Origin of the sequence: Pseudoalteromonas sp. DY56-GL22, assembly GCF_041414715.1 — a bacterium.
GTDB lineage: Bacteria > Pseudomonadota > Gammaproteobacteria > Enterobacterales > Alteromonadaceae > Pseudoalteromonas > Pseudoalteromonas simplex.
In genome coordinates this window covers 87,677-108,711 of the sequence record NZ_JANHZR010000001.1, presented here as the reverse complement: position 1 = coordinate 108,711, position 21,035 = coordinate 87,677, and the positions used below count along the sequence as shown (strand labels likewise).

Here is a 21,035-nt window from a genome sequence, read left to right as displayed (position 1 = left end):
TGTCGGATACTACAATTAAGCAAAAAATAGCGCCGTTAGGCGCTATTTAAGTTTCATATCAACTTAGGAATTAAAAACTAAAACTTAATTTTGCGTAGTAGGTCATACCATCAAAACCATAAGGTAGTGCACGAACAGGGTATTTGAATGCTTTATTTGTAATAAAATCAAGCGCTTCATCTTCGCCTAGTTCGTCTGGCGTTACATCAAAGATATTATCAATACCCGCCGATAGCATGAGTTCGTCAGTTAGCTGATAGCCCACATTAACATCCACTAATACCGCCGATTCTACCGTGCTTGTGTCTTTAAACTCACCGGTAGGTGATAGCTCATCAGGCAAACCAATGTGGTCATTACCAAAGTATTTAACGTCTGTTTCACCATAGTAATTAAAGCGTAGCATGCTGTTGAAATCGCCACGATCGTATTCAAACGTTAGCGTTGCACGCTCACCTGGTTGACCGTCTGTTAAGAAACTACGTTGTAAATCATCAAGGGCGATTGATTCAGGAATACCCTCTGGTGCATTTACATCATCAATTTCAGTTTCGTTAATGTTACCCGCGAAGGTTGCTGAGAAATTACCGTCGTATAAATCGGTGCGGTACGAAGCAATAATATCAACCCCTTTAGTGGTTGAATCAACTGAGTTTGAGAAGTAGTTGGCTTGCTGTGCCCCTGTTGCATTAAGCGCAGCCACAGCCTCTGCACTAAATGCCACATCGTCCGCCGACATTAAGCTGCCAAGGGTAATTCTGTCTTTGATCTCTACATGATAAAAATCAACAGTTAATGATAAATCGCTGGTTACGTTATAAACAAAACCCGCACTTAAGTTTTCAGAGCTTTCAAGGCCTAGACTATCAACGCCAAGTGCTGATGGGAAATCAGAGCCAGCAGTTGCTGTGAATGACTGCAATAACACACCACCAGCACCTAGGTTTGTAGTGTAAGCAGTGTACGCACTTTGTTGCAATGATGGCGCTCTAAAGCCAGACGAAATCGCACCACGCACGGCAAAGTCATCGGTAATTTCATAGCGCGTTGCTAGCTTACCAATGATGTCATCACCGGCATCAGAGAAGTCTTCATAACGAAGCGCTGTACTTACTTGCCATGCATCCGTGATCAACGTTTCGGCATTCACATAAAATGCATAGCTGTGACGACTCTCTTTATTTGACGCTTCAGGGCGTAAACCGTTATAAGCTTGGAAACCACACTCAGCAAATACGCTGCTGTCGTTTACCGCTGGGAATGAAGTATCTGAATTAGCTAAACCACACGCATAAGACGCTTCTTCGCCCGGCACGATTTCATAATTTTCTTTACGGTATTCGGCTCCCACTGATACATATAAAGGCTCACTGCGGCCAATATCAACAATACCATTCAGGTCTGCATTTACTGTTGTTTGATCAAACCTAAAGCCACCTGAGTAGCCACCATTAGGGCCTGCATTTGCAACAATATCAGCATCGCTTGCATCAGGGTTATTCGCTACATATTCAGCAGCATACGAGGCGTTTAGGGTGTTTTTTGACGTAAAATCATAACTGTTTTCACCATATACGGCAGATACGTCATAGCTCCAATCTGGATTTAACTCACCGCGTAAACCAAGTGAAAACGAAATATCTTCGGCTTCGTTATCGATGCGAGGTAAAAAGCCATCGCCATATACTTGCACCACGTTCTTCGCTGCTTGGTCAAAGTTACGATAAAAACCATTACCTAGCGCAGTACGGTTTGAGTATCCACCAAATGAGTAAAGCTCAGTCTCACCAAATGGTAACGCCATGTTATAAAACACAGACGTAAACTCACTATCTGCGTTACCTTGCCCCCAACGAACCTCGTCAGATAGCGTACCTGCTGGTACATCAACTGAGCCACCAGTATCACGCTCTGCGCGGTTGGTGCCATCAGCATCACGGTATTCTAAAGAAAAGTTAATGAAGCCGCCTTCATCACCTAAATCAAAGCCCCGGTTTAAACCCATTGAAATAGTGTCACCATCGCCTTCACCTGTACTACCCGCTTGCACATAGCCCGTTGTTACACCAGTTGAATCGTTTAACGATAAGTTGATAACACCAGCAATCGCATCTGAGCCATATTGCGCCGCAGCACCATCACGAAGTACTTCAACGCCTTTTAAAGCGGTAAGCGGAATCGCGTTCATATCGGTACCTGCAGCACCGGCACCTACAGTACCATTTAAGCCAAAAATAGATTGGTTATGACGGCGCTTACCATTGATAAGCACTAACGTTTGGTCAGGCTGTAAACCACGAAGAGTCGCTGGTCTAAATAAGTCAGAGCCATCTGACACTTGCGTGCGTGAAAAGTTAAATGAAGGAGCCGTCGCTTGCAGACTTTGGCCGAGCTCAGTAAAACCACCTTTGTTTAGGTCATCTGCATCAATTAAATCAACGGGTGATGTTGATTCGGTAGCCGTACGATTAGCAACCCGAGAGCCTAATACAGAGATTTGTTCGATGTTTTTATCTGCTTTGGCAGCAGGTGCTTGCTCAGCTGCCTGCACTGAAGTCGCAGAAACAGCCACACTGACCGCAACGGCCAGCATACTTAAAGAATGTGTTGTCATGTGTATCCTGTTGATATTCTGGCTTTCCTTAAAACAAAAGACGCCCCTTTTGGAGAAATTTAGAAAAGCACTAAGCACGTATTATTGATTTTAAAATCACAAGTTTGAAAGCTAACTCAAGCCTGCGAGTTAACCTTTACAAAACATCCTATCAACAAATCCACAAAATGAAAGAAAAAAGAGGTACGACTTAGGTATAAATATTTCTATTTATAGTATTAATAGAGTTTCAGTGGTGGGAATTATTCACTTTACAGCAGAAATAAGCAAAATAATGCAACTATCAGCTTATTTCTACTGAGGTGAGGAGTATTTACTTATCTTGTTCCAACATCGCCAGCTTTTCATCTTCAAGCATTAACGCCATAGTGGCAATTTCAGATAAACTCTCGTCTAGTGCGTTAAAGAAGGTCACAAACCCTTCGCCTAGTTTATCTGGTTCAGGGTGGTTTGCTAGCGCCTGATCCCACATTGCAAAGGTGGTAAGCAAATCGAGAGTTGCTTCAAAATTATCAATAAACAATTGACCATCTTCGCTTTCATTTTCTTGTTGACCATCCGCTTGCAGTAAAAATTGTAAATCGCTGTGCCAAATTTCTTGATTCACGATATAAGCTGCAATATAGCCGCTACAAAAATCTTGCAGTGCTTGGCTTGGCTCATTGCTGTTTACTTCATTTGGATATAATTCGGCTAAAATCTTCTTTTGTTCAACTTGTGCTTCGGTCACATTATCGAGCAGCTCAATCATTGCATCGCGTGGCTCAGAATCCGTCATTAAGGTGTTGAATACCGCTTCATCATTATCAGCAATGTAATTGGCAAGCTCTGACTCTCCAAAAAACTCTGAACAGGCTAACAAACCAGACATATAGCCAAGCACTTGATCCAAACTCACTTGATTTGTTGCACTTTGACTGGCGAGATAGTTGTTAAAAACATCTGAACTTTGTTGATTGAGCATAACGTGCCTTTTCAATAATTTTAAATGGGTTTAGCTCTACACTAGCGAATCCATAAATTTTTGCAACAACTGAAATATTGTCAACTAGTTACCTGACTCAAAACAGGAAATACGCAACTCATTCTTGTGCCAATTCCTTGCGAGCTTTGAATATCAATTCGACCTTTATGTTCATGCACAATAGCATACACCATCGTCATACCCATGCCGGTACCTTCTCCTACTGGTTTAGTAGTGAAAAAAGGATCATATATTTTAGCGATGGTCTCTGCTGACATACCAATGCCATTATCTTCAATGTCAATATATATGTGTTGCTCTAGCTCATAAACATTGATAGTAATTTTTGTTTGAGAGTCTTGATTATCGCAAGCTTGTTTAGCATTAATTAAAAGATTAACAATTACTTGGCTAATAGCAGCTAGATTACACCAGCTTTGAGATATTGGGCTATATTGCGATTGCAAATGACAATTTCTTAATTGATTAGTAAGAAGTTTCACCGCACTTGTCACTGCATCTGTCATATCAGCAAACTGCATATCCTGACTTTTAGGGCGAGAAAAATTCAACAAGTTCGACACTATTTTACTAATCCGTTGCAAACCTTGTTCTGTATCATCAATTAAATCAGGTAAATCATCAGCAACAAACGCAAAAGAGTGTACTTGGTTTAGATCCACCAACTGTTGATGAAAAGCCTCTTTGTCTATGTGATTTTCACTAAACTCGCTACATAATTTCAGTAGCTTGCTGAAGAAACCACAGTAGCTTTTCAAACTATCAAGGTTACTCATACTATAAGCAAGCGGGTTATTAATTTCATGTGCGACTCCAGCACACAATGTGCCTAAAGTTGCCATTTTTTCAGCTTGAATAAACATAGCTTGATGATGCTCTAAATCAGCAACTTTTTGTTCAAGCTCACTATTAACAGCTACCAGAATCCGGCTTTTATCGGCAAGCAATTGTTCGGCCTCTTCTCTGGCCGCTTTCTCTAATAAATAAGCTTGTTTAAAATCATCCATTTTAATCTCAAACTGTGTTTGTCTCTTTTAAAACCTAGCACAAGGCTTAATTTAAGGCTATGTTATTGATTAACGATGATTCATAGTAAAATGGCATGGCAGAGCAAATTAGCAAACAACATATTCAGGTTTTATGCATTGATGATGATGAAATAGTGCTGCGAACTCTTTTGCGGTTATTATCAGCTAACAATATCACCGTAAAAGCCTGCTCAGATCCCAAAGATGGACTTAAAACTCTAGCTAATTATAGTTTTGATGTAATTATCTGCGACATGCGTATGCCAAGCATGAATGGGGCTGAGTTTTTCGCACAGGCACTCACCATTGCTCCTGAACCACAGCGCATTTTACTAACCGGTTACTCAGATATAGAAAACACGATTGCTGCAGTCAATATCGGTAAAATTCATACTTACATACAAAAACCATGGCAAAACGAATTACTACTAAGCAATATAAATGATGCGATAGAAAAAACATCTTTGAAACGCCAGAATCAACAGTTAGAACAAAAAATTAAAGCGCAAAACAGCCAACTAAAAGAGCTAAACAACAACCTTGAGCAAATGGTAGAAAAGCGCACACAACAAATCCGTAAAGTATTAAAACAACTTGAAACAGTAAATGAACGAGAGAAGCATGAGCATCGCGCTACTTTTGAGATTTTATATAACTTTATAAATGCCAACCCTTACCTAGATGGAACACAAGCTCAAAATATTGCTGCTACCTGTAAACAACTAGCCACGCGCCTTGGTCTAGACAATCAACTTATAGAAATGACAGAAATGGCAGGATACTTATCACAAATAGGTCTACTTGCAATGGAGCCAGAGCTTTATAAAAAACCAACTAAAGAACTCACTGAAACACAACGAAAACTATTTTATACGCACCCAAGTACAGCACAATTAATGCTCATGCCTGCGCCTCACTTAAGTGACGTATCTGAAGCAATTTATTACCAATTTGAACACTATAATGGGACAGGAAAACCGAAAGGGTTAAAAGGGAATGAGATTCCAAAAGCCGCGATGATATTAGCTGTAGCCCGTGATTTTTGGCAAGCCGTTGCACAACTTTCAAGCTCAGAGAGTAGTAATTTTGAAAGGGCTCGCGATCAATTACAGCTCTATAGCGGAACATACTACCACCCAAAAATTTTAGAAATATTTAATAGCTTAGAAATTAACTGTGCGAGTGTTCAAAATGTTGGCACTATGAAAATTCTTTCAGCACAAAACCTTAAAAATGGCATGGTGCTTGGTCACGCGCTCAGAAATTACGACGGTATTTTACTGTTGCCAAAAGGGCATGTATTTGGCCCTAAATCGATTAATAAACTGCAACAACTAGAATCGAAAAAACCGAACCCTTTCAGGATCATGATCAAAAATTAGCGAATAAAGTGATCACATAGTCAGCTTACTTCGTTACAATGTGATTTATATTACGATTACTTCATACAGGAGCACTCAGTGTCGCGATTTTCCGCCATTACCGATAAGCCGCACGACGGCCGATTCAACAAAAAAACGGGCATTTTACTGACCAACTTAGGGAGCCCAGACGCCCCTACTACCGCGGCACTTAGAACATATTTACGCGAGTTTTTATCAGACCCACGAATTGTCGAGATCCCGCGTTTCATTTGGATGATCATCCTTTATTGCTTTGTACTTACGTTACGCCCAAAACGTTCAGCAGCACTTTATAAAAGTATCTGGACTGAAAACGGCTCACCGCTTACTCATATTACCCTAGAGCAAAGCAAAAAGTTAGCAGCCCTTTTAAAAGACAAAGGACACCACGACACCGAAGTAGTTATGGCCATGCGCTACGGTAACCCTTCAATTGAAGCAGGCCTTGAAGCGCTGCGCGAAAAAGGTATCACTCGCGTGATTGTGCTGCCTATGTACCCACAATATTCAAGCACGACCATTGGCTCAACATTTGATGCAGTATCAAATGTGCTTCGCAAGTGGCGCTGGGTGCCAGAGCTGCATTTTATTAATGGTTATCACGACAACCCGACTTACATTGATGCTCTAGCCGCTAGCATTAGCGAAGATCTAAATGCCCATGGCACGCCACAAAAGTTGGTGTTTTCGTACCATGGTACACCTAAACTGTTTTTAGAAAACGGCGACCCTTACTACTGTTTTTGTATGCAAACCACCCGTTTAGTGGCTGAGAAACTTGGCTTTGAAAAAGACTTTGCTGTAACAACCTTTCAAAGCCGTTTTGGTAAAGCTGAATGGTTGAAGCCATACACAGACGCAACCCTTGAAAGCTACCCTGCTGAAGGCATTAAAGACGTTGCTATTTTAAGCCCTGCGTTTAGTGCCGACTGTTTAGAGACACTAGAAGAGCTCGAAGGCGAAAACCGCGAAAACTTTGAGCATGCAGGCGGTGAAAAGTACCGCTACATTCCAGCATTGAATACCCGCGATGACCATATCAATGCAATGTTTGAAGTGATAAAACCACTACTTAAATAACAAAAGGCCCTAGCTATTATATAAAGTAACTAGGGCCTTTTTTATTATTGAAGCGTGTCACTAATCTTTGCGTGTCATAACCAAAGTCACCGTACCTGCAACAATTCCCCAAAATGCAGAACCAACCGAGAACAAAGTTAGATTAGACGCTGTGACCAAAAAGGTCACGATAGCGGCTTCGGTATAATACGCCTCAGTTAAAGCTTGCTGTAAGCTACTGGCAATAGTGGCAAATAGTGCGATACCCGCCAACGCCAAAATCAATGCCTGTGGCAAGCTTGCTACCAAACCAACCAAGGTTGCCGCGAGGAGCGCCATAATAATGTAAAACACCCCACCAGCAATGCTTGCCCAATAACGTTTTCTTGGATCTTTATCAGCCTCAGGGCTCATACAAATGGCAGCGGTGATAGCCGCTAGATTAATGGCATAGCCACCAAATGGTGCAATAAATACATTTAATAGCCCGGTTACATTTAACGCTGCCGACACAGGGGCTTTATAGTGATGCGCTTTTAATACAGCAATACCTGGTAAGTTTTGCGACGTCATAGTCACAATAAACAGCGGTAAACCAACACTTATCATGGCGTTTAAATCAAACTCAGGTGCAATGTAAGCAAACTCGCTCATTTTCCACTGCCAGCTAGAGGTATCAATTTGCCCAGTTACACCTGCTATTAAAAATCCCGCCACAACCACTGCGAGCATAGCAAAGCGTGGAAAGTAACGTTTTCCACATAAATAAACAGCCACCATTAACCCAATCACTAAAGGCAGCTCGTTCATAAAGTTGAACACATCAATACCAAAATTCACCAACACGCCTGCAAGCATTGCACAGGCCAGTTGACTTGGGATCTTATTCATCATTTTTTCGAACACGCCAGTAATGCCAGACAAAAACACCAGCGCAGCGGAGAACATAAACGCGCCAACAGCTTGATTTAAGCTATAGCCTTGGGCACTTGAAATAAGGAGTGCCGCTCCGGTTGTTGACCACGCGATAAGAATAGGCACCTTGTAGTAGTAAGACAACGCAATTGAGCTGACGCCCATAGCAAGACCAAGCATTAATACCCAGCTAGCAACCAAATCAGGTGTGCCACCTAACACCATAACGACCTGATAAATAAGTGCAATTGAGCTAGTAAAACCAATAATAACGGCCACTAACCCCGCAGTTGCTCGACTGATGAGCTGACTCATGTACACACACTCCTTGCAATTAAAAATCTACCATATCCTATGATATGCCAGATGGCACTGTACACTTTTGTAGTATTTTAAGATTAATTTACTATACAGAAGAGGCATTTACTGCAATGCCAAACATTAACAAAATTTAATTTTCTCTCCACCTTCAAGCAATCCTTACTTAGTTAAACTGCAAACACTGACTAATTTAAGGACCAATCATGACAAAACTAATCAATCAAAATCGCCTATCTATTATTTCGTTAGCAACAATCAGTGCACTACTTTCAGGCTGTGGCAGTAGTAGTAAGAGTGAGGAACCGGTACAAAATACTCTCACTTTGCCAAGCTTATTAGTCGGTGAGGTAAGTGCGATATCAAGTAACAGTATTACAGTTAACCAACATCAAATAGCCACAAATAATGCTGACATTGAGGTGGATGACAACCACGCATTAATCAGCGATCTAAAAGTGGGTATGATGGTTGAAGTTGAAACAAATGGTAAAGAAGCAACTCAGATTGATTATGATCCAAGTTTTAAAGGGCCTGTTAGTATCAATGAACAAGGCGCTACAATTGCGGGCTTCAAGTTAAATAATTTAAATACCGAAAACCTTTCAAATGGTAGCCTGGTTGAATTAAGCGGTTATAACAATAGCCATAGTGAATTCACGGTTACCTACCAACAACCATTATCTAACAGCGCAGAATTAGAACTCGAAGGTTTCATAACAGATCTAAACACTGCCTCTTATACTTTTAAACTAGGTGATTTAACTGTTCAATATCAACAGGCAGACATCGACGGCGCATTAGAAAACAATCAATTCGTTGAAGTAGAGGGCCGCTTAGAAGGTAACTTATTAATGGCACAAGAGGTTGACGCTGAACATAACTTTACAGCTGATGACGATCTAGATACAGCGCTTTTTGGTACAATTACCTTCATCAACAATGACGCTTCCTTGGTTACCCTGAACAATCAATGGCAAGTGAGTATTACCGATCAAACTAAATTTGAAGATACCACTCGCGCTACATTAACCATAGGAGATACGATAGAAGTAGATGCCATCTGGCAGCAAGCTAATAATTGGTTTTTAGCCCACGAAATAGATCTGGAGAAAAGCCACACTTCGCCTAATTTAAGCAGTAATTTTAGTGTTTCTGGCTTTGCCAATTACAGCAATGGCAACATTATTATCAATGGCATCAGCTTGAAAATCACAAATAGAACCGTTTTTGAAGATGGGTTAACAGCAGATACTCTTTCAGGTGAATGGTTAGAGCTTGAAGGTCTTATTGATGGACAGAGCTATATTGTCAGTGAAATCGAACGTGATAACAGCAATGAACCTCTTGAATTAAAAGGCATAGTAACAGTAACTGAATCGCAACAGGCTAGTTTATTCGGCTACATCAGTGAAGATAACAGCTTAGCGAGTTTTACAGAACAATATGTTGATCTAGAATGCCAGTGGGTACAAGATAACATCGTACGTGCATGTAAGCTTGATGATTAACAACAAAATACAACAATGGCAGCACTAAACGTGCTGCCAAACTAATGTCGAAATATTATGAAAAAACTAGTTTTAACTTGCCTGTGCTTAATTTCTGGCCTTGCTTTTGCTGCAAGTTCAGCCATTTTTAATATGCTAGATTCAAGCACAGCCCCTGCCCCGACTGAAGTTTTATATAACATAGAACAACACTATGCGAAAAATGCCGTTATTGTTGAGTTTGAACTGGAAATTGAAAATGGTCAAAGCGTATTCGAAGTCACTTTATATGAAGCTAAAAAACAACGATTTATCGAATTACTTTTAGACAGTGCGGGAAAGGTAATAGAGCTTGAGTATGAAGCTCCGGAGCTTGATGAACAAGAAGAAATAGCAGCTGCTAATTTGATGAGCCGTAAAGGTTACACATTACATGGTTTAGTAACACAACTAGATAGTGAGCCAACACACTACCTAATTGAAGCCCAATTAGAGCAAGACATGGGTATCACATACATGGTCGCCACATTCGTAACCAGCAAAGGGCGTCACAAAAAAGCGATTGATCTTGAGACGGGTAAGAACTTACCTTTGCTTCGTTGGGGCAATTAATGAAACTATTATTAGTTGAAGACGACCAGCAAAATCGCGAGTTTTTATACAAGGCTTTTATTGAACAAGGCTACACATTAGATTGCGCAGAAGATGGTCAACAAGGGCTTATGCTAGCGACGTGTGAACATTACGACGCGATTATTCTAGATCGTATGCTTCCTAAGCTTGATGGTTTACAGGTATTGTTAGCATTAAGAGCAACCGGCAAAACAACGCCAGTATTAATACTATCTGCGCTAGATAAAGTAGACGACAGAGTGACAGGTTTAAAAGCCGGCGGTGATGATTATCTAACAAAACCCTTCTCTTTTTCTGAATTAGCTATTCGAGTCGAAAACTTAATAAAACGGCATACCTTTCATGCCCCACTGAGCACTAAAATTAGTCTTGCCAATTTAACGCTCGACTACAGTAATCAACGAGTTGAAGTAAACACTAAAACTGTTAATTTACAGCCCAAAGAATTTAAATTGCTTAGGTATTTATTAGATCACCAAGACAAATTAGTCACCCGTACCTTATTGTTTGAATCGGTATGGGAATATCATTTTGATCCTGGCACCAACGTTATTGACGTGCATATTGCGAGGCTTCGTAAAAAGCTCACAGAAGCGTCCGCGCAATTAGAAATCGAAACTGTTCGCGGTGTCGGCTACCGCTTAAAAGCTAGTGAGAGTTAATGTACGAAAATAACCTACGTTTGTTCGACCCAAGAAAAAGCTCAGTTTGGCGTTTAACATTGGCCTTTGCAGCAATTACCGCTGTTACTTTATTACTTGCGATTACTTTAATCTACCAACTGTTACTTGGCGAGCAAAGCCGTCAAGTTGAACGGCGCCTTGATGCCGAAAAAACACGTATCGAAGCGCTCGCCTCCGAATTTGACAAGCAAAGCTTTTTTCAACAGCTGGATGTTTTCAGAAGCGAAGGTGATATTTTAATTTTTTGGCAGAGTGATTATGAACAAAGCCAGCAGCTAAGCTTTTTACCCGATAATATCCCCTCACTCCCTGAAACAGTTGTTTTTCCTGTTCTTGATACCGGACGAGGTCAAATACGCCTACTCACAACAGGCAAAGTTAAAACCGTTTATGGCAATATCGTGCTTGCCACTGCCACAGAGCATTTACAACGTTTAATCATCGATTTCAAATCAATCGCTAGTTGGACTTTTATCTTAGCAATAGCGTTAACAGGCTTGTTTGGTTACCTATTTTCTCGTCGACACTTGCGTCGTGTAAACTACTTCAATGCAACAGCCGAACAAGTTCAAAATGGCAACTTAAGCGCGCGTTTATCCCATAAAGATAAAGGTGATGAATTTGATCGTTTAGCAGCTCACATCAATACAATGCTCGATGCAGTAGAGGAAAATTTCGCTTTGGTACAGGGAATTACCGATAATATCGCTCATGATCTAAAAACCCCACTGACACGATTAAAACTTAATTTAGAGCAGCGTTTACAAAAGCTGCCAGAAATGGGCTACGAGCTTGAACAGCTCAATAGTATCATTAACACCTTTGACGCCATGCTAAAGCTCGCACGTTTAGAACATGGACAGTTTCCGCTACAGCTCGAAACAATTGATAGTAGTCAACTTGCCAATGATATTAGTGAAATTCTACAACCCAGTGCCGAACAAAACGGTCAATTAATTGATGTCGCTATTTCTTCATCTTGGCAATTAAGCGGTGATCGAAACCTGTTGTTTCAAGCAATTTTTAACCTAGTCGAAAATGCTATAAAGTACGCTGGCAAGGGCGCAACGATTAAAATAATAATTTCTGAAAAAAGTATATCAGTTGTCGACAATGGTAAGGGTGTCAATGAACATGATTTACAACAGCTCACAAAACGCTTTTATCGCAGCGATCCGGCGCGTCAAAAAGAAGGGTTTGGTTTAGGCCTTGCAACCGTACAAGCAATTTGCAACCGCCATTCACTCAACTTATTTCTAAGTTCAGAAAATGGCTTTTGTGCAAAAATAACCGAAGATTAAGCTGCGCTCTCAGCTGCTTTTTCTTGCGCTTCTGGTTTTGTGGGCTTATCAAAAATACCTAAACGAATGCGAATAAAGTGCAAAATCTCTTTAGCGACATCAATACCCAACGCACCTTCTAAGCCTTCAAAGCCAGGGCTTGAGTTTGCTTCACAAATTTTAAAGTGCTGCTCATCAAACAATAAATCGATGCCTGCTACATCAAGGTTGAGTACGTTCGCTGTTTGGGTTGCAAGCCATTCGATTTCTGGCGTAATAGGAAATGACTTACCTGTGCCACCTGCACTAACATTGGCTTTAAAGTTTTTACCCTGTGAGTTACGTTCCATACATGCAACAGCACGACCACCGATAGTAAGTACTCGCAAATCACGGCCATGACTGGACTTAACAAACTGCTGTAAAATGATGTTTGCTTGTGGATTTGCAGCCTCAATCAGCTGCATTAAGTCATCAAACTCTTCTTTTGATTTTGATAAAAATACACCACTCCCCTGCGAGCCCGATAAGGTTTTAATAACCACAGGAAAGCCAATTTGCTTTTCAACCAAATCAATATTCACCGGAAATTTAACCAACATGGTATTTGGCGTTGGTAAATTACACTCTGCAAGAATTTGCTGTGCAAATAATTTGTCTTTTACTGTTTCGATGGATTGCGAACTGTTAACACAGTACACACCTAAACGTTCAAGGTGGCGAATAATCGCTAGCGCAAAATAAGTTGTACTTGCCCCCATGCGAGGGATAACAAAATCGGGGAGCTCAACTGACTTACCATCAATTAAAATACTTTTACCGTCTTCACGGGTAATAGTCAGGTCAAATTGATCAGGCGAATAAACTTGTAAATCTATGCCCTCTTCTTTGGCTGCAGCAAGTAAACGTTCTACTTCATAGGTTTCTTGTTTTAACAAGCCTTGGCTATCTTTATAAATGATCCACCCGCGCATGCTTGGTACCTCTGGTCTTTGAGTTTCGGTGACAAAAAAACGCGGATTATGCTGAGCATTCAAAGCCGAGTAAAACAAATTAATTTTATCGACACGATAATAAAAACCACTACTTAGTGATTAACCATTGACCGGGTTGTTAACTTAAGGTAAAAACTAACAATGAGTTAACATAAAAACCCGTAAGAGAAACATGTGAACAGGACGCTTGCATTAATCTTCATTCTGCCACTTACAGCATTTGCACTGAATGAATGGCACATTCAAAGTGATGGTTTTAAAACAAAACCAAGCACACAGCAGTTTGTTGCCTCTTACAAAGCGCAGGCCGACCAAATAGCCCCACAGCCCATTGTGAACTTAACTGCGCCGCTTAATCAGCTATCTAATCATGCGCACGATTATCTATATAAACAAGGCCGTTTGCCTGACCAATTAGCAAACACCGCATTCAGCGAATTTGATTTAGACACCCTAAAAACCTTACAACCCGGCGATCACTTTATTTTAGTGATCGATGAATACCTTAGTTACACCGTCGAAATTAGTAACATTATTGAAGCCAGCAATGGCGATAGAAGTGTGTTTGGCAAAGTCAATGATCAAACTAAAGCAGGCCATCAAGCCGTGATGACCCTCACAGAAAACACCCTACAAGGCCAATTTGATGCCGGTAATCAAAGCTACAAGTTTCAAAGCCATGGTGAGTATGGGTGGGTAACGAAGTTGTAGGTAACGGGTGTGAGTCTGTAGCTGCGATTTTACATCGCGTCCAAGAACCTAAATCCTAGCGCCCAGTGCCTAATGTATTAATTCGTAGGCGTGAAGCTTGTTTCGCGCGAAATAAATTTCACGCCTACGGTATCGTATTTAGCCTTAGTAATGTGCTGGCACAAACTAACTCAAAGCTTACTGCTTCATAGCCGGCCACAAACTTGCGCCGTCGCTGTCGATTGGGCTTAAAATCTCAAGGCCAAGTATTTTAGCGATCAGCGGGTACACATCTAAATTACTTACTTCGTCTAAACGAAGGCCTTGTTTAAAGGCGGGGCCAGTGGCGATAAAGGTTGCGGCCATATCTTCGCTGTAAGCGTAACCATGAGTGCCTAGGTAACCAGCCATTTTACTGTCGGTAAACACACGAGGTGCGTCGGTTTGTAAAATAATATCGCCAACGCGCGGGCCTTTATTATAGTGATAATCACGCTTGTGCTGCTCGCTTAGCACGACGTAACGACCATCTGCGGCTTTAGCAAGCTTTTTGCTGAACTCCTTGATGTCTGCTTTGCTATCTGGTTTTGCATAATATAAAACCCGAGGGCCAGTGTTTTGCACTATGAAGTTTTCATCTTGCGGCAAGCTATCAATTTTAATGCTAAGGCTTGGATCAACAGAGGTCATTCCGTGATCAGACACAATCACCAAGTTAATGTTTTCATCAAGCGCTTTTAAACGGCTCGATAAATCAGCCATTAAACTATCGAGCTTTTGCACTGCGTCATAAGTCTCTTTGGCATCTGGGCCAAACTCATGCCCCATGCTATCCACCAGCGAAAAGTAGCTTATAACCAAACGTGGACGCTGCGCTTTTGGTAAGCTCAACCACTGAATAATTTGATCAACACGCTTTTGGTAATCACTGTGTTTTGAATAATGATAAAAGTAATCAGGCAACATACCGTTAAAGCGCGCATCTGATTCAGGCCAAAAATAGGTTGCGGCTTTTAAGCCCTGCATTTGCGCTAGGTTCCAAAGCGGAATACCACTCACCCAAGTGCTATCATCTTTCCCTTTCCCCATTTTGTAACAGTCGTTGCGCTCAGTATCACAAAAGCGGTTCTCGACAATGCCATGATTAACCGGCAACAAGCCGGTAATAATCGACAAATGATTCGGGAAGGTTTTGGTCGGGTAAACAGGACGCATTTTGCTAGCTCGTACGCCCTGCTCACTGATTGCTTTTAAGTGTTTTGCATGGTGTTTTTCAATATAATCCCAACGAAAGCCATCTATCGAAATAAGGACCACAGATTGCTCTTGCTCCGCTTTTACAGCCGAGCTAAACATTAATATACCCGCTAAAACTAATTGCCAAATACGCATGCGAAACCCTTTTAGTTCAATTTTTTAACTTGCTCAGAAACGTTACCAAACTGTTTTGAAAATTTTGTGATCATGCTCTCAAGCTTTTTCACACTACGCTTTAAACGTGAGCCGTTTATTAGGCTGTAAATAAAGCCCCAAATGCCTGTAACCACACTTAATACAATAAACACAGCAACCGGAAGCCCATCTAAATGTTCGACCACTTGCGGGTAATTATTGAGTAAATCAATCCCGGCCTCTGGTACGAGTGTATTTATCAACGGGTAAAAATCTTGAGCATCAAAGTACCACGCTAGCCCTATTGACGTAAGGCCAAGCAGTACCATACGGTTAAAACCATGTACCATACCAAAGCTACGTACTGATGAGTTGCCATAGGCAATGTCTTTACTCACATTAACCGCATACTCTCGGTAATACTTATAATAACGCTTTGTGTCTACACTGCTGTAGGCGTAATACACCCAATCGCCGATATCAACTGAGCCCAATAAATCTTCACCGGCTTTAAAAACAAACGGCTCACCAGTGGCCGTTTCAAGCATAATTTCGCCTTTTAAAGTCGTGCTACGATTGCGATATACCTCTACACGCTCTTTTACATCGCTACCCACATACATGCCACCTCGATAGGTGGTTGTTGTTTCAGTGGTGGTTACTGTTTCACGTGTTTCATTGGCATGTGCGCTTTGCTCTTTTTCTAATACTTTACCAAGCACAGCACGATGACGAATAGTGCCTTTTTCGTTACGTGCCCAAACATTTTTATGCACGTAATCGTTTTCATACGCAAGACTATATTCATCCATAATGGCATGCTCAAGCTCAGCGATACTAGTTGGTTTGGTTATAGTTGGCTCTAACGCTTTTTGAATGCTAATAGCTTGCTCATCATCTTTTGCAAGCGACTGTTCGTTTGCAGCAATCGCTTCAACATGTTGCTTAGCACCACAGCAATAGCAATGTGCCGCATCTTGGCTGATACGCTGCTGACACGAGATACAAATAACATCTGACTTACTCGGCGTTCTTGCCAGCATGTTATAACCCAATTGATTTAGGGTGGTCGATAGCATCACATCTGTTGCCGCTAAAATCGCATCATACTTTGCTTCTTGTTTGGCTTTGGCTTTTTTATGGTAGTTTTGCTCTGCCATAAACACCCCAATTGCCACAGGCAATGACGCAAGTAGCGCAGGCAAAAACTCAAGCTTTGCAGCGAACAACATGATTAAGAATGTAATAACACTTAGCACCAGCCACAATATCGTTCCACCAGTGTAGTTTCGGCTAATGGTTTTGTCCCAGCTGCGATATTGTTGATCGGCAAAATGCACAATCACAACTGGCATAAAGCGGTCATTTTTAACTACCCGCCTAGCATTGCCATCAGCAATGCGATAATTAAGCGTTAACGGTGTTTCCTGAAAAGCAGTGATCACATTACCCTTTTGTAGGTTAGCAATTACATCTTTTTCTGCATCAACACTAAACTCATGAATAATGCCGTCTTTGTCTTCTACTTCTAGCCACCAATAACCATATAACATGTTGTCGTTATTGGTTTTATAGCGGCGCTTATAGTAATACATTGACTTCACAACACCTGTGATCGTACCCGCTTGTGGCGCATAGTTTTTTACATCAACCAGTAAATCAGGGTTGAGTTCCTCAACCGTGTGCATTTGTCTTTTTTGCTCAAGTGCTTCTCCACAATCACAACAGTGGAGGTCGGTGGCATACACCGTATTTTGGCAATGTTGCATTTTCATTCCTTGCTAATTACTTGCTTAAATCAATGGTTAATGTTTGTTCACCAGCATCAACTTGGTGCCAACGTCGATACGTTTTATATCCAGGCGCCGATACTTGAATATCATAAGCACCCGTTTTTAACGTCATGCCTGGACGATACTTCGGGCCGATATTCATGATACGAATTGTGGCATTCGCCGCATTCGTGGAGATTGTTAACTTAGTTTTTTGCTCAACCATGTATTGTCTGCGCTGCTGTTGTTCTGCACTTAAGTTGGCATCGCCATGACGCAAAATATCAACCTTAGCTAAAGCATGGCTCACTGGACTAAAACTCTCGTAAATATGCAGTTTTTCTTCAAATTCTAAGCCTAGAGGATGCAGCAAAGGCTGGGCATGCAAAGTCCAACGAATCGCATAACTAAACACCGGATTGCTCGATTCATCGACCTTGTCTAAAAAGTAGTTAACAGGGCTTTGGTCGTCTTCAGTAAAGGTGTTATGCACAAACATTACTGGCACGATCAAAATCAGCGCTGGCATAATCAGCTTTTGCAAAACAGATACAGCAGTGGTTGGTTGCTTTTCTTGCTGAGGTTTAATCAATTGCCATAGTTTTAACGGCAGCTTGCTAAAGGTTAAGCAAATCAAAAACAGTGACAACGACATCGAAATAGGCGGAATAATCACCGAACGCAATGCTTGTTTACCGTACTCAGCATACTCGCCACCATCTGCAAATTTACCTTCTGAACTATTAAGCATAGCTAGGTATTTGTCGGTGCGTTTTGCAATGTTTGGATCAAGCACCTTGTCTTTAAAATTCTTTTTATTCCAATCGGCGCGTATGTTTTTTACGTATAAATCGCCCATTCTATCGGCAATTTTAGCTTGAATTTGCGGGTGTAACTGAAACGCAACCCAGCTTAAGTTTGGCTCTAAGCTCATGCCACGTTTACGCATTTCACTTTGCCATTGTGCATTCGCTTCGTTGGTAACTTTGGTTGCGACTGCATTAGCAAACGCTTGGCGTTGATTCACATTCCAATTGCTTTCAAGTTGTAAACCTTTACTAGCAAAATGTGCTCTAAGCTTGTTTTGCGTTGTTTCGTGAGTACGAAACGCCACTAAGTTTTCAACCGTAAACGGGTAACCTGTCTCGCTAACAAACATCTTATGAAAGTTCGGATGCTGTAAAAAGCGTAACTGATAATGATCGGGATCATCGGTGTATTTGTAGCGTTTATCCTTAAGACCACCATCGCCACCGGTTGCTAAACTTGCCGCTTGCAGAGCTGTATAAACACCGCCAGTGAGCACCCCCATCAAAATAGTGCCTGCGGCATTTTCTGCAGCCGAGATTTCTTCTTCGATAAGCCAGTAATCAGGCTCTATATAGCCAATACCCGCTTTTAAAATAGTGCTTCGGTAGTCTGCTGCTTCGCGCTCATAGCAGCGATTACGGCGATCTTTTTCGCTGCTCTTATCATAACGCTCACGGCATTTAGCGATACTGTGATGGTAATCATAAATCTTAGGGCCATACTTTTGCGCTCGTGCCGATGCTTTGGCAATGTGGGCTTTTTGTGCTTGCTGATACTTGCTCCAGCCACTGTTGATCTCTTGCTCAACTTGCTGCCAATAACCTTGTTCACGTTCACCTATTCCAGCCAAAGTGTTGTTATACTTTTTACTGCCATCAGCATAGGCTTTGTATTTAACCACCAGCTCATCATATAGCTGGCTGTAGTTTTTATAATGTTTATCAAAATCTTGATACGCTTTCTTCTGCACAAAAGCAGCGATGATCTTACGTTTATCTTGCTCTAAATTATCTGAAAGTGCGGCATCGCTATACAGTAAGCCACCAAATAGCGCCAAAAAGGTTAAGTTCTCTGAACTATGTAATTGCTCAGGGTTATAATCGAGATCATTCACTTTAACCGAGTTAATTGCTAGAGCATCACGCAGTGCTGCACTGTACGTAGCAAACTGACGTTGCTCTGCTGTAGAGGGCTCAATCAGGGTCTTTTCAATTACATACTTCTGGCCAAAAAACACCACTGGCCAAACTAAACACAGTAAAGCGATAAACGAGATAAGTCCGCGGCCAACTTTAGCAACCATGGCTTTAGGTAAAAAGTCAGCTAACAGCAGCGCAACACCTACTCCAGACACTGCTCGGCCATAAATTTCAAGGTGTTCAAGATCTTCTGCTGAAGGAGTGCCTAACCCTACTAATGACACTAATTGGGCATTAAAAATTGCTTCGGGTAATAAATATAAAGTAGCTAAAACAAGTAGCAAGCAGCGCCACCAAAACGGCTTTATTAAATCAGTCATAGTTTTGTTCTTATTGTTTTTTACGTAGTTCTAGTTCAACAGCAGGATCTGTTTCTAGGCTAAAGTCTTCATCGGCTTGGCGAGTCCCTATTTCTAAATTAGGCGCTGAAGGAGTCGATGTTACTTTGGGAATATAAGTTTGTGCTTGCGTTGATTTAAGCGTGCCGCCCACCGCAGGATAAAGCTGATTAGCTTTATAAGCATACAGCTCATCTAAGCGTTCTAAATCAAGGTCTGCAGGCATACTAGCAATTAACTTAGCTTCTGGGTCATCGCTAAAAAACGGCTGCATTTTTGGCAACTCGAACACAGAACAAAAACCATATACGGTGTCGTCCATGATCACCGAGTCTGGACGCAGCGAACGTGACTGCGCTAATAAGCTGCGCTCATGATAGTCGTGACCATTAATTGAATATGTAGCAATCATAATGCCGCGCGCTTTAGCAACTGGTTTCAAGCGAGCTGCACTTTGCTTGTAATGACGAATATCAAGCACATAGCCAAAGTTACGTTTTAGCTGCTTTGCCAATTTATCAAGCTTAACAGGGCTGTCGTAACGCTTTTCACGATGGTAACGATTTCCAAGTGCTTGCAAGCTTTCAAGTTCTTCTTTGTTACGCTCATAAATAGGATCACTCCCAGCACCGCGTTTTAGATCACTTGCTAGCTTATTCATTGAGGCTTTTGCCGGTGATTGAATAAATGCCAAATAAATGTCTGGGTTAATATCGCGCATACGAGTAAGGTTGCGCATTTCTAAGCTACTAAAAAAGTAGTTTCCGCCGCCAACAAACTCATATGCCAAGTAATCAAGCATTTTTAAATCGTTAACTGAGGCCTTTGATTTTATTTCGATATTCAGTTTTTGATGGGGTTTACGATAGCGTGCAAACGTAGCTGCTAGCTCTCTAAATGATGGCGGCATTTTGTCGGTAAGTAGCCCAGTATCTTGATTACGATGACGTAAATAGCCCCACTCTTTTTTGTAGTTCATCGACTCAATTTTACGACGCTTATTATCAACCGTGCCTGTTTCGCGGCCGGTGCGAGCATCATGATGCACAACCCACACATCGTCACGGGTAATACGCACGTCAATTTCAACAACATCAAAGTTGTTGTCGATAGCATCAATTACTGCGTTAAGCGAGTTTTCGGCGTAGCGAATTGAGCCACGGTGACTTTGTAAATTAAAGTTACTGCATTGCCTCGTTGTAGCGTAATTGATATTACCTAGCTGACTTTCGTAAAAACCACGGGCGCGAAGTGCATCCTGTTTGGCCTTAATGGCATTTTTTTCGACTACTGTTAAGGTGTTTTCAGTACTTGTTTCAGGGGTACTTTTACAAGCAGTTAAACCAATACAATACAAAAGAATACTGGCTAGCAGCCATGTTTTTTTAGACAGAGTTTGCATCATTGCTATACAGCCAAAAGGCTTTCCTT

Annotated in this window: 16 protein-coding genes; 7 read left to right on the top strand and 9 right to left on the bottom strand. The window is 41.4% G+C overall.

Annotated features, from left to right (window positions below; translation table 11 throughout):
- Positions 1-70: 70 nt before the first annotated feature.
- From NO991_RS00425 to NO991_RS00415, 3 genes are all read right to left on the bottom strand, one after another.
- Positions 71-2,614 carry a TonB-dependent siderophore receptor gene (locus NO991_RS00425; RefSeq protein WP_138599361.1) on the bottom strand — a complete coding sequence of 848 codons (2,544 nt, stop codon included), beginning with the start codon at positions 2,612-2,614 and terminating at the stop codon, positions 71-73.
- A gap of 313 nt (positions 2,615-2,927) precedes the next feature.
- A complete protein-coding gene (locus NO991_RS00420) occupies positions 2,928-3,578 on the bottom strand; it encodes a UPF0149 family protein (RefSeq protein ID WP_138599362.1) in 651 nt (216 codons plus the stop codon).
- An 80-nt stretch (positions 3,579-3,658) separates the two neighbouring features.
- A complete protein-coding gene (locus NO991_RS00415; protein ID WP_054553444.1) occupies positions 3,659-4,606 on the bottom strand; it encodes a sensor histidine kinase in 948 nt (315 codons plus the stop codon).
- Between the two features lie 95 nt (positions 4,607-4,701).
- Between NO991_RS00415 and NO991_RS00410 the strand changes: the two genes are divergently transcribed.
- Both NO991_RS00410 and hemH read left to right on the top strand, forming a co-directional pair.
- On the top strand, positions 4,702-6,009 hold the full coding sequence (locus tag NO991_RS00410; protein WP_138599364.1) for an HD domain-containing phosphohydrolase: 1,308 nt from the start codon (positions 4,702-4,704) through the stop codon (positions 6,007-6,009).
- Between the two features lie 78 nt (positions 6,010-6,087).
- Complete coding sequence (hemH, locus tag NO991_RS00405; RefSeq protein WP_371351514.1) at positions 6,088-7,110, top strand: ferrochelatase; 1,023 nt, start codon at positions 6,088-6,090, stop codon at positions 7,108-7,110.
- A gap of 60 nt (positions 7,111-7,170) precedes the next feature.
- Here the strand turns inward: hemH and NO991_RS00400 are convergent, their stop codons facing one another.
- Positions 7,171-8,319, bottom strand: coding sequence for a benzoate/H(+) symporter BenE family transporter (locus NO991_RS00400; RefSeq protein ID WP_054553441.1), 1,149 nt, complete (start codon positions 8,317-8,319; stop codon positions 7,171-7,173).
- A gap of 209 nt (positions 8,320-8,528) precedes the next feature.
- Here NO991_RS00400 and NO991_RS00395 point away from each other — a divergent pair, with 209 nt between their 5' ends.
- Genes NO991_RS00395 through NO991_RS00380 form a run of 4 tightly spaced genes read left to right on the top strand, consistent with a single transcriptional unit; the run spans position 8,529 to position 12,429 of the window.
- Complete coding sequence (locus tag NO991_RS00395; protein ID WP_138619794.1) at positions 8,529-9,833, top strand: DUF5666 domain-containing protein; 1,305 nt, start codon at positions 8,529-8,531, stop codon at positions 9,831-9,833.
- Between the two features lie 57 nt (positions 9,834-9,890).
- Positions 9,891-10,424, top strand: coding sequence for a hypothetical protein (locus tag NO991_RS00390; protein WP_054553439.1), 534 nt, complete (start codon positions 9,891-9,893; stop codon positions 10,422-10,424).
- The gene (locus NO991_RS00385) at positions 10,424-11,107 is read left to right on the top strand and encodes a response regulator transcription factor (RefSeq protein WP_138599367.1); all 684 of its coding nucleotides are present in this window, start codon (positions 10,424-10,426) and stop codon (positions 11,105-11,107) included. Before NO991_RS00390 ends, NO991_RS00385 begins: the two co-directional genes overlap by 1 nt.
- Positions 11,107-12,429 (top strand): ATP-binding protein, encoded by a 1,323-nt coding sequence (locus tag NO991_RS00380; protein WP_371351513.1) that lies wholly within the window; start codon positions 11,107-11,109, stop codon positions 12,427-12,429. The genes NO991_RS00385 and NO991_RS00380 overlap by 1 nt, the downstream gene beginning before the upstream one ends.
- On the opposite strand, the gene NO991_RS00375 is transcribed toward NO991_RS00380, so the two are convergent.
- A complete protein-coding gene (locus NO991_RS00375; protein ID WP_371351512.1) occupies positions 12,426-13,382 on the bottom strand; it encodes a RimK family alpha-L-glutamate ligase in 957 nt (318 codons plus the stop codon). The two genes, NO991_RS00380 and NO991_RS00375, sit on opposite strands and share 4 nt — an antisense overlap.
- Before the next feature lie 195 nt (positions 13,383-13,577).
- Here NO991_RS00375 and NO991_RS00370 point away from each other — a divergent pair, with 195 nt between their 5' ends.
- The gene (locus NO991_RS00370) at positions 13,578-14,114 is read left to right on the top strand and encodes a hypothetical protein (RefSeq protein WP_194441192.1); all 537 of its coding nucleotides are present in this window, start codon (positions 13,578-13,580) and stop codon (positions 14,112-14,114) included.
- A gap of 177 nt (positions 14,115-14,291) precedes the next feature.
- On the opposite strand, the gene NO991_RS00365 is transcribed toward NO991_RS00370, so the two are convergent.
- Genes NO991_RS00365 through NO991_RS00350 form a run of 4 tightly spaced genes read right to left on the bottom strand, consistent with a single transcriptional unit; the run spans position 14,292 to position 21,009 of the window.
- A complete protein-coding gene (locus NO991_RS00365; RefSeq protein WP_371351511.1) occupies positions 14,292-15,485 on the bottom strand; it encodes an alkaline phosphatase family protein in 1,194 nt (397 codons plus the stop codon).
- Between the two features lie 11 nt (positions 15,486-15,496).
- The gene (locus tag NO991_RS00360; RefSeq protein WP_371351510.1) at positions 15,497-17,254 is read right to left on the bottom strand and encodes a hypothetical protein; all 1,758 of its coding nucleotides are present in this window, start codon (positions 17,252-17,254) and stop codon (positions 15,497-15,499) included.
- A gap of 16 nt (positions 17,255-17,270) precedes the next feature.
- Complete coding sequence (locus tag NO991_RS00355; protein ID WP_371351509.1) at positions 17,271-19,586, bottom strand: carboxypeptidase-like regulatory domain-containing protein; 2,316 nt, start codon at positions 19,584-19,586, stop codon at positions 17,271-17,273.
- Between the two features lie 10 nt (positions 19,587-19,596).
- Positions 19,597-21,009: a glycerophosphodiester phosphodiesterase gene (locus NO991_RS00350; RefSeq protein WP_228290655.1), complete on the bottom strand. Its 1,413-nt coding sequence runs from the start codon at positions 21,007-21,009 to the stop codon at positions 19,597-19,599.
- Positions 21,010-21,035 lie beyond the last annotated feature (26 nt).

Bases quoted from the DNA above. Each gene is read 5' to 3' on its own strand.
- NO991_RS00400 (WP_054553441.1), bottom strand. From the start codon at position 8,319: ATGAGTCAGCTCATCAGTCGAGCAACTGCGGGGTTAGTGGCCGTTATT.
- NO991_RS00410 (WP_138599364.1), top strand. From the start codon at position 4,702: ATGGCAGAGCAAATTAGCAAACAACATATTCAGGTTTTATGCATTGAT.
- NO991_RS00355 (WP_371351509.1), bottom strand. From the start codon at position 19,586: ATGACTGATTTAATAAAGCCGTTTTGGTGGCGCTGCTTGCTACTTGTT.
- NO991_RS00380 (WP_371351513.1), top strand. From the start codon at position 11,107: ATGTACGAAAATAACCTACGTTTGTTCGACCCAAGAAAAAGCTCAGTT.
- NO991_RS00425 (WP_138599361.1), bottom strand. From the start codon at position 2,614: ATGACAACACATTCTTTAAGTATGCTGGCCGTTGCGGTCAGTGTGGCT.
- NO991_RS00390 (WP_054553439.1), top strand. From the start codon at position 9,891: ATGAAAAAACTAGTTTTAACTTGCCTGTGCTTAATTTCTGGCCTTGCT.
- NO991_RS00350 (WP_228290655.1), bottom strand. From the start codon at position 21,009: ATGATGCAAACTCTGTCTAAAAAAACATGGCTGCTAGCCAGTATTCTT.
- NO991_RS00420 (WP_138599362.1), bottom strand. From the start codon at position 3,578: ATGCTCAATCAACAAAGTTCAGATGTTTTTAACAACTATCTCGCCAGT.
- NO991_RS00415 (WP_054553444.1), bottom strand. From the start codon at position 4,606: ATGGATGATTTTAAACAAGCTTATTTATTAGAGAAAGCGGCCAGAGAA.
- NO991_RS00395 (WP_138619794.1), top strand. From the start codon at position 8,529: ATGACAAAACTAATCAATCAAAATCGCCTATCTATTATTTCGTTAGCA.
- NO991_RS00360 (WP_371351510.1), bottom strand. From the start codon at position 17,254: ATGCAACATTGCCAAAATACGGTGTATGCCACCGACCTCCACTGTTGT.
- NO991_RS00365 (WP_371351511.1), bottom strand. From the start codon at position 15,485: ATGCGTATTTGGCAATTAGTTTTAGCGGGTATATTAATGTTTAGCTCG.
- NO991_RS00375 (WP_371351512.1), bottom strand. From the start codon at position 13,382: ATGCGCGGGTGGATCATTTATAAAGATAGCCAAGGCTTGTTAAAACAA.
- NO991_RS00385 (WP_138599367.1), top strand. From the start codon at position 10,424: ATGAAACTATTATTAGTTGAAGACGACCAGCAAAATCGCGAGTTTTTA.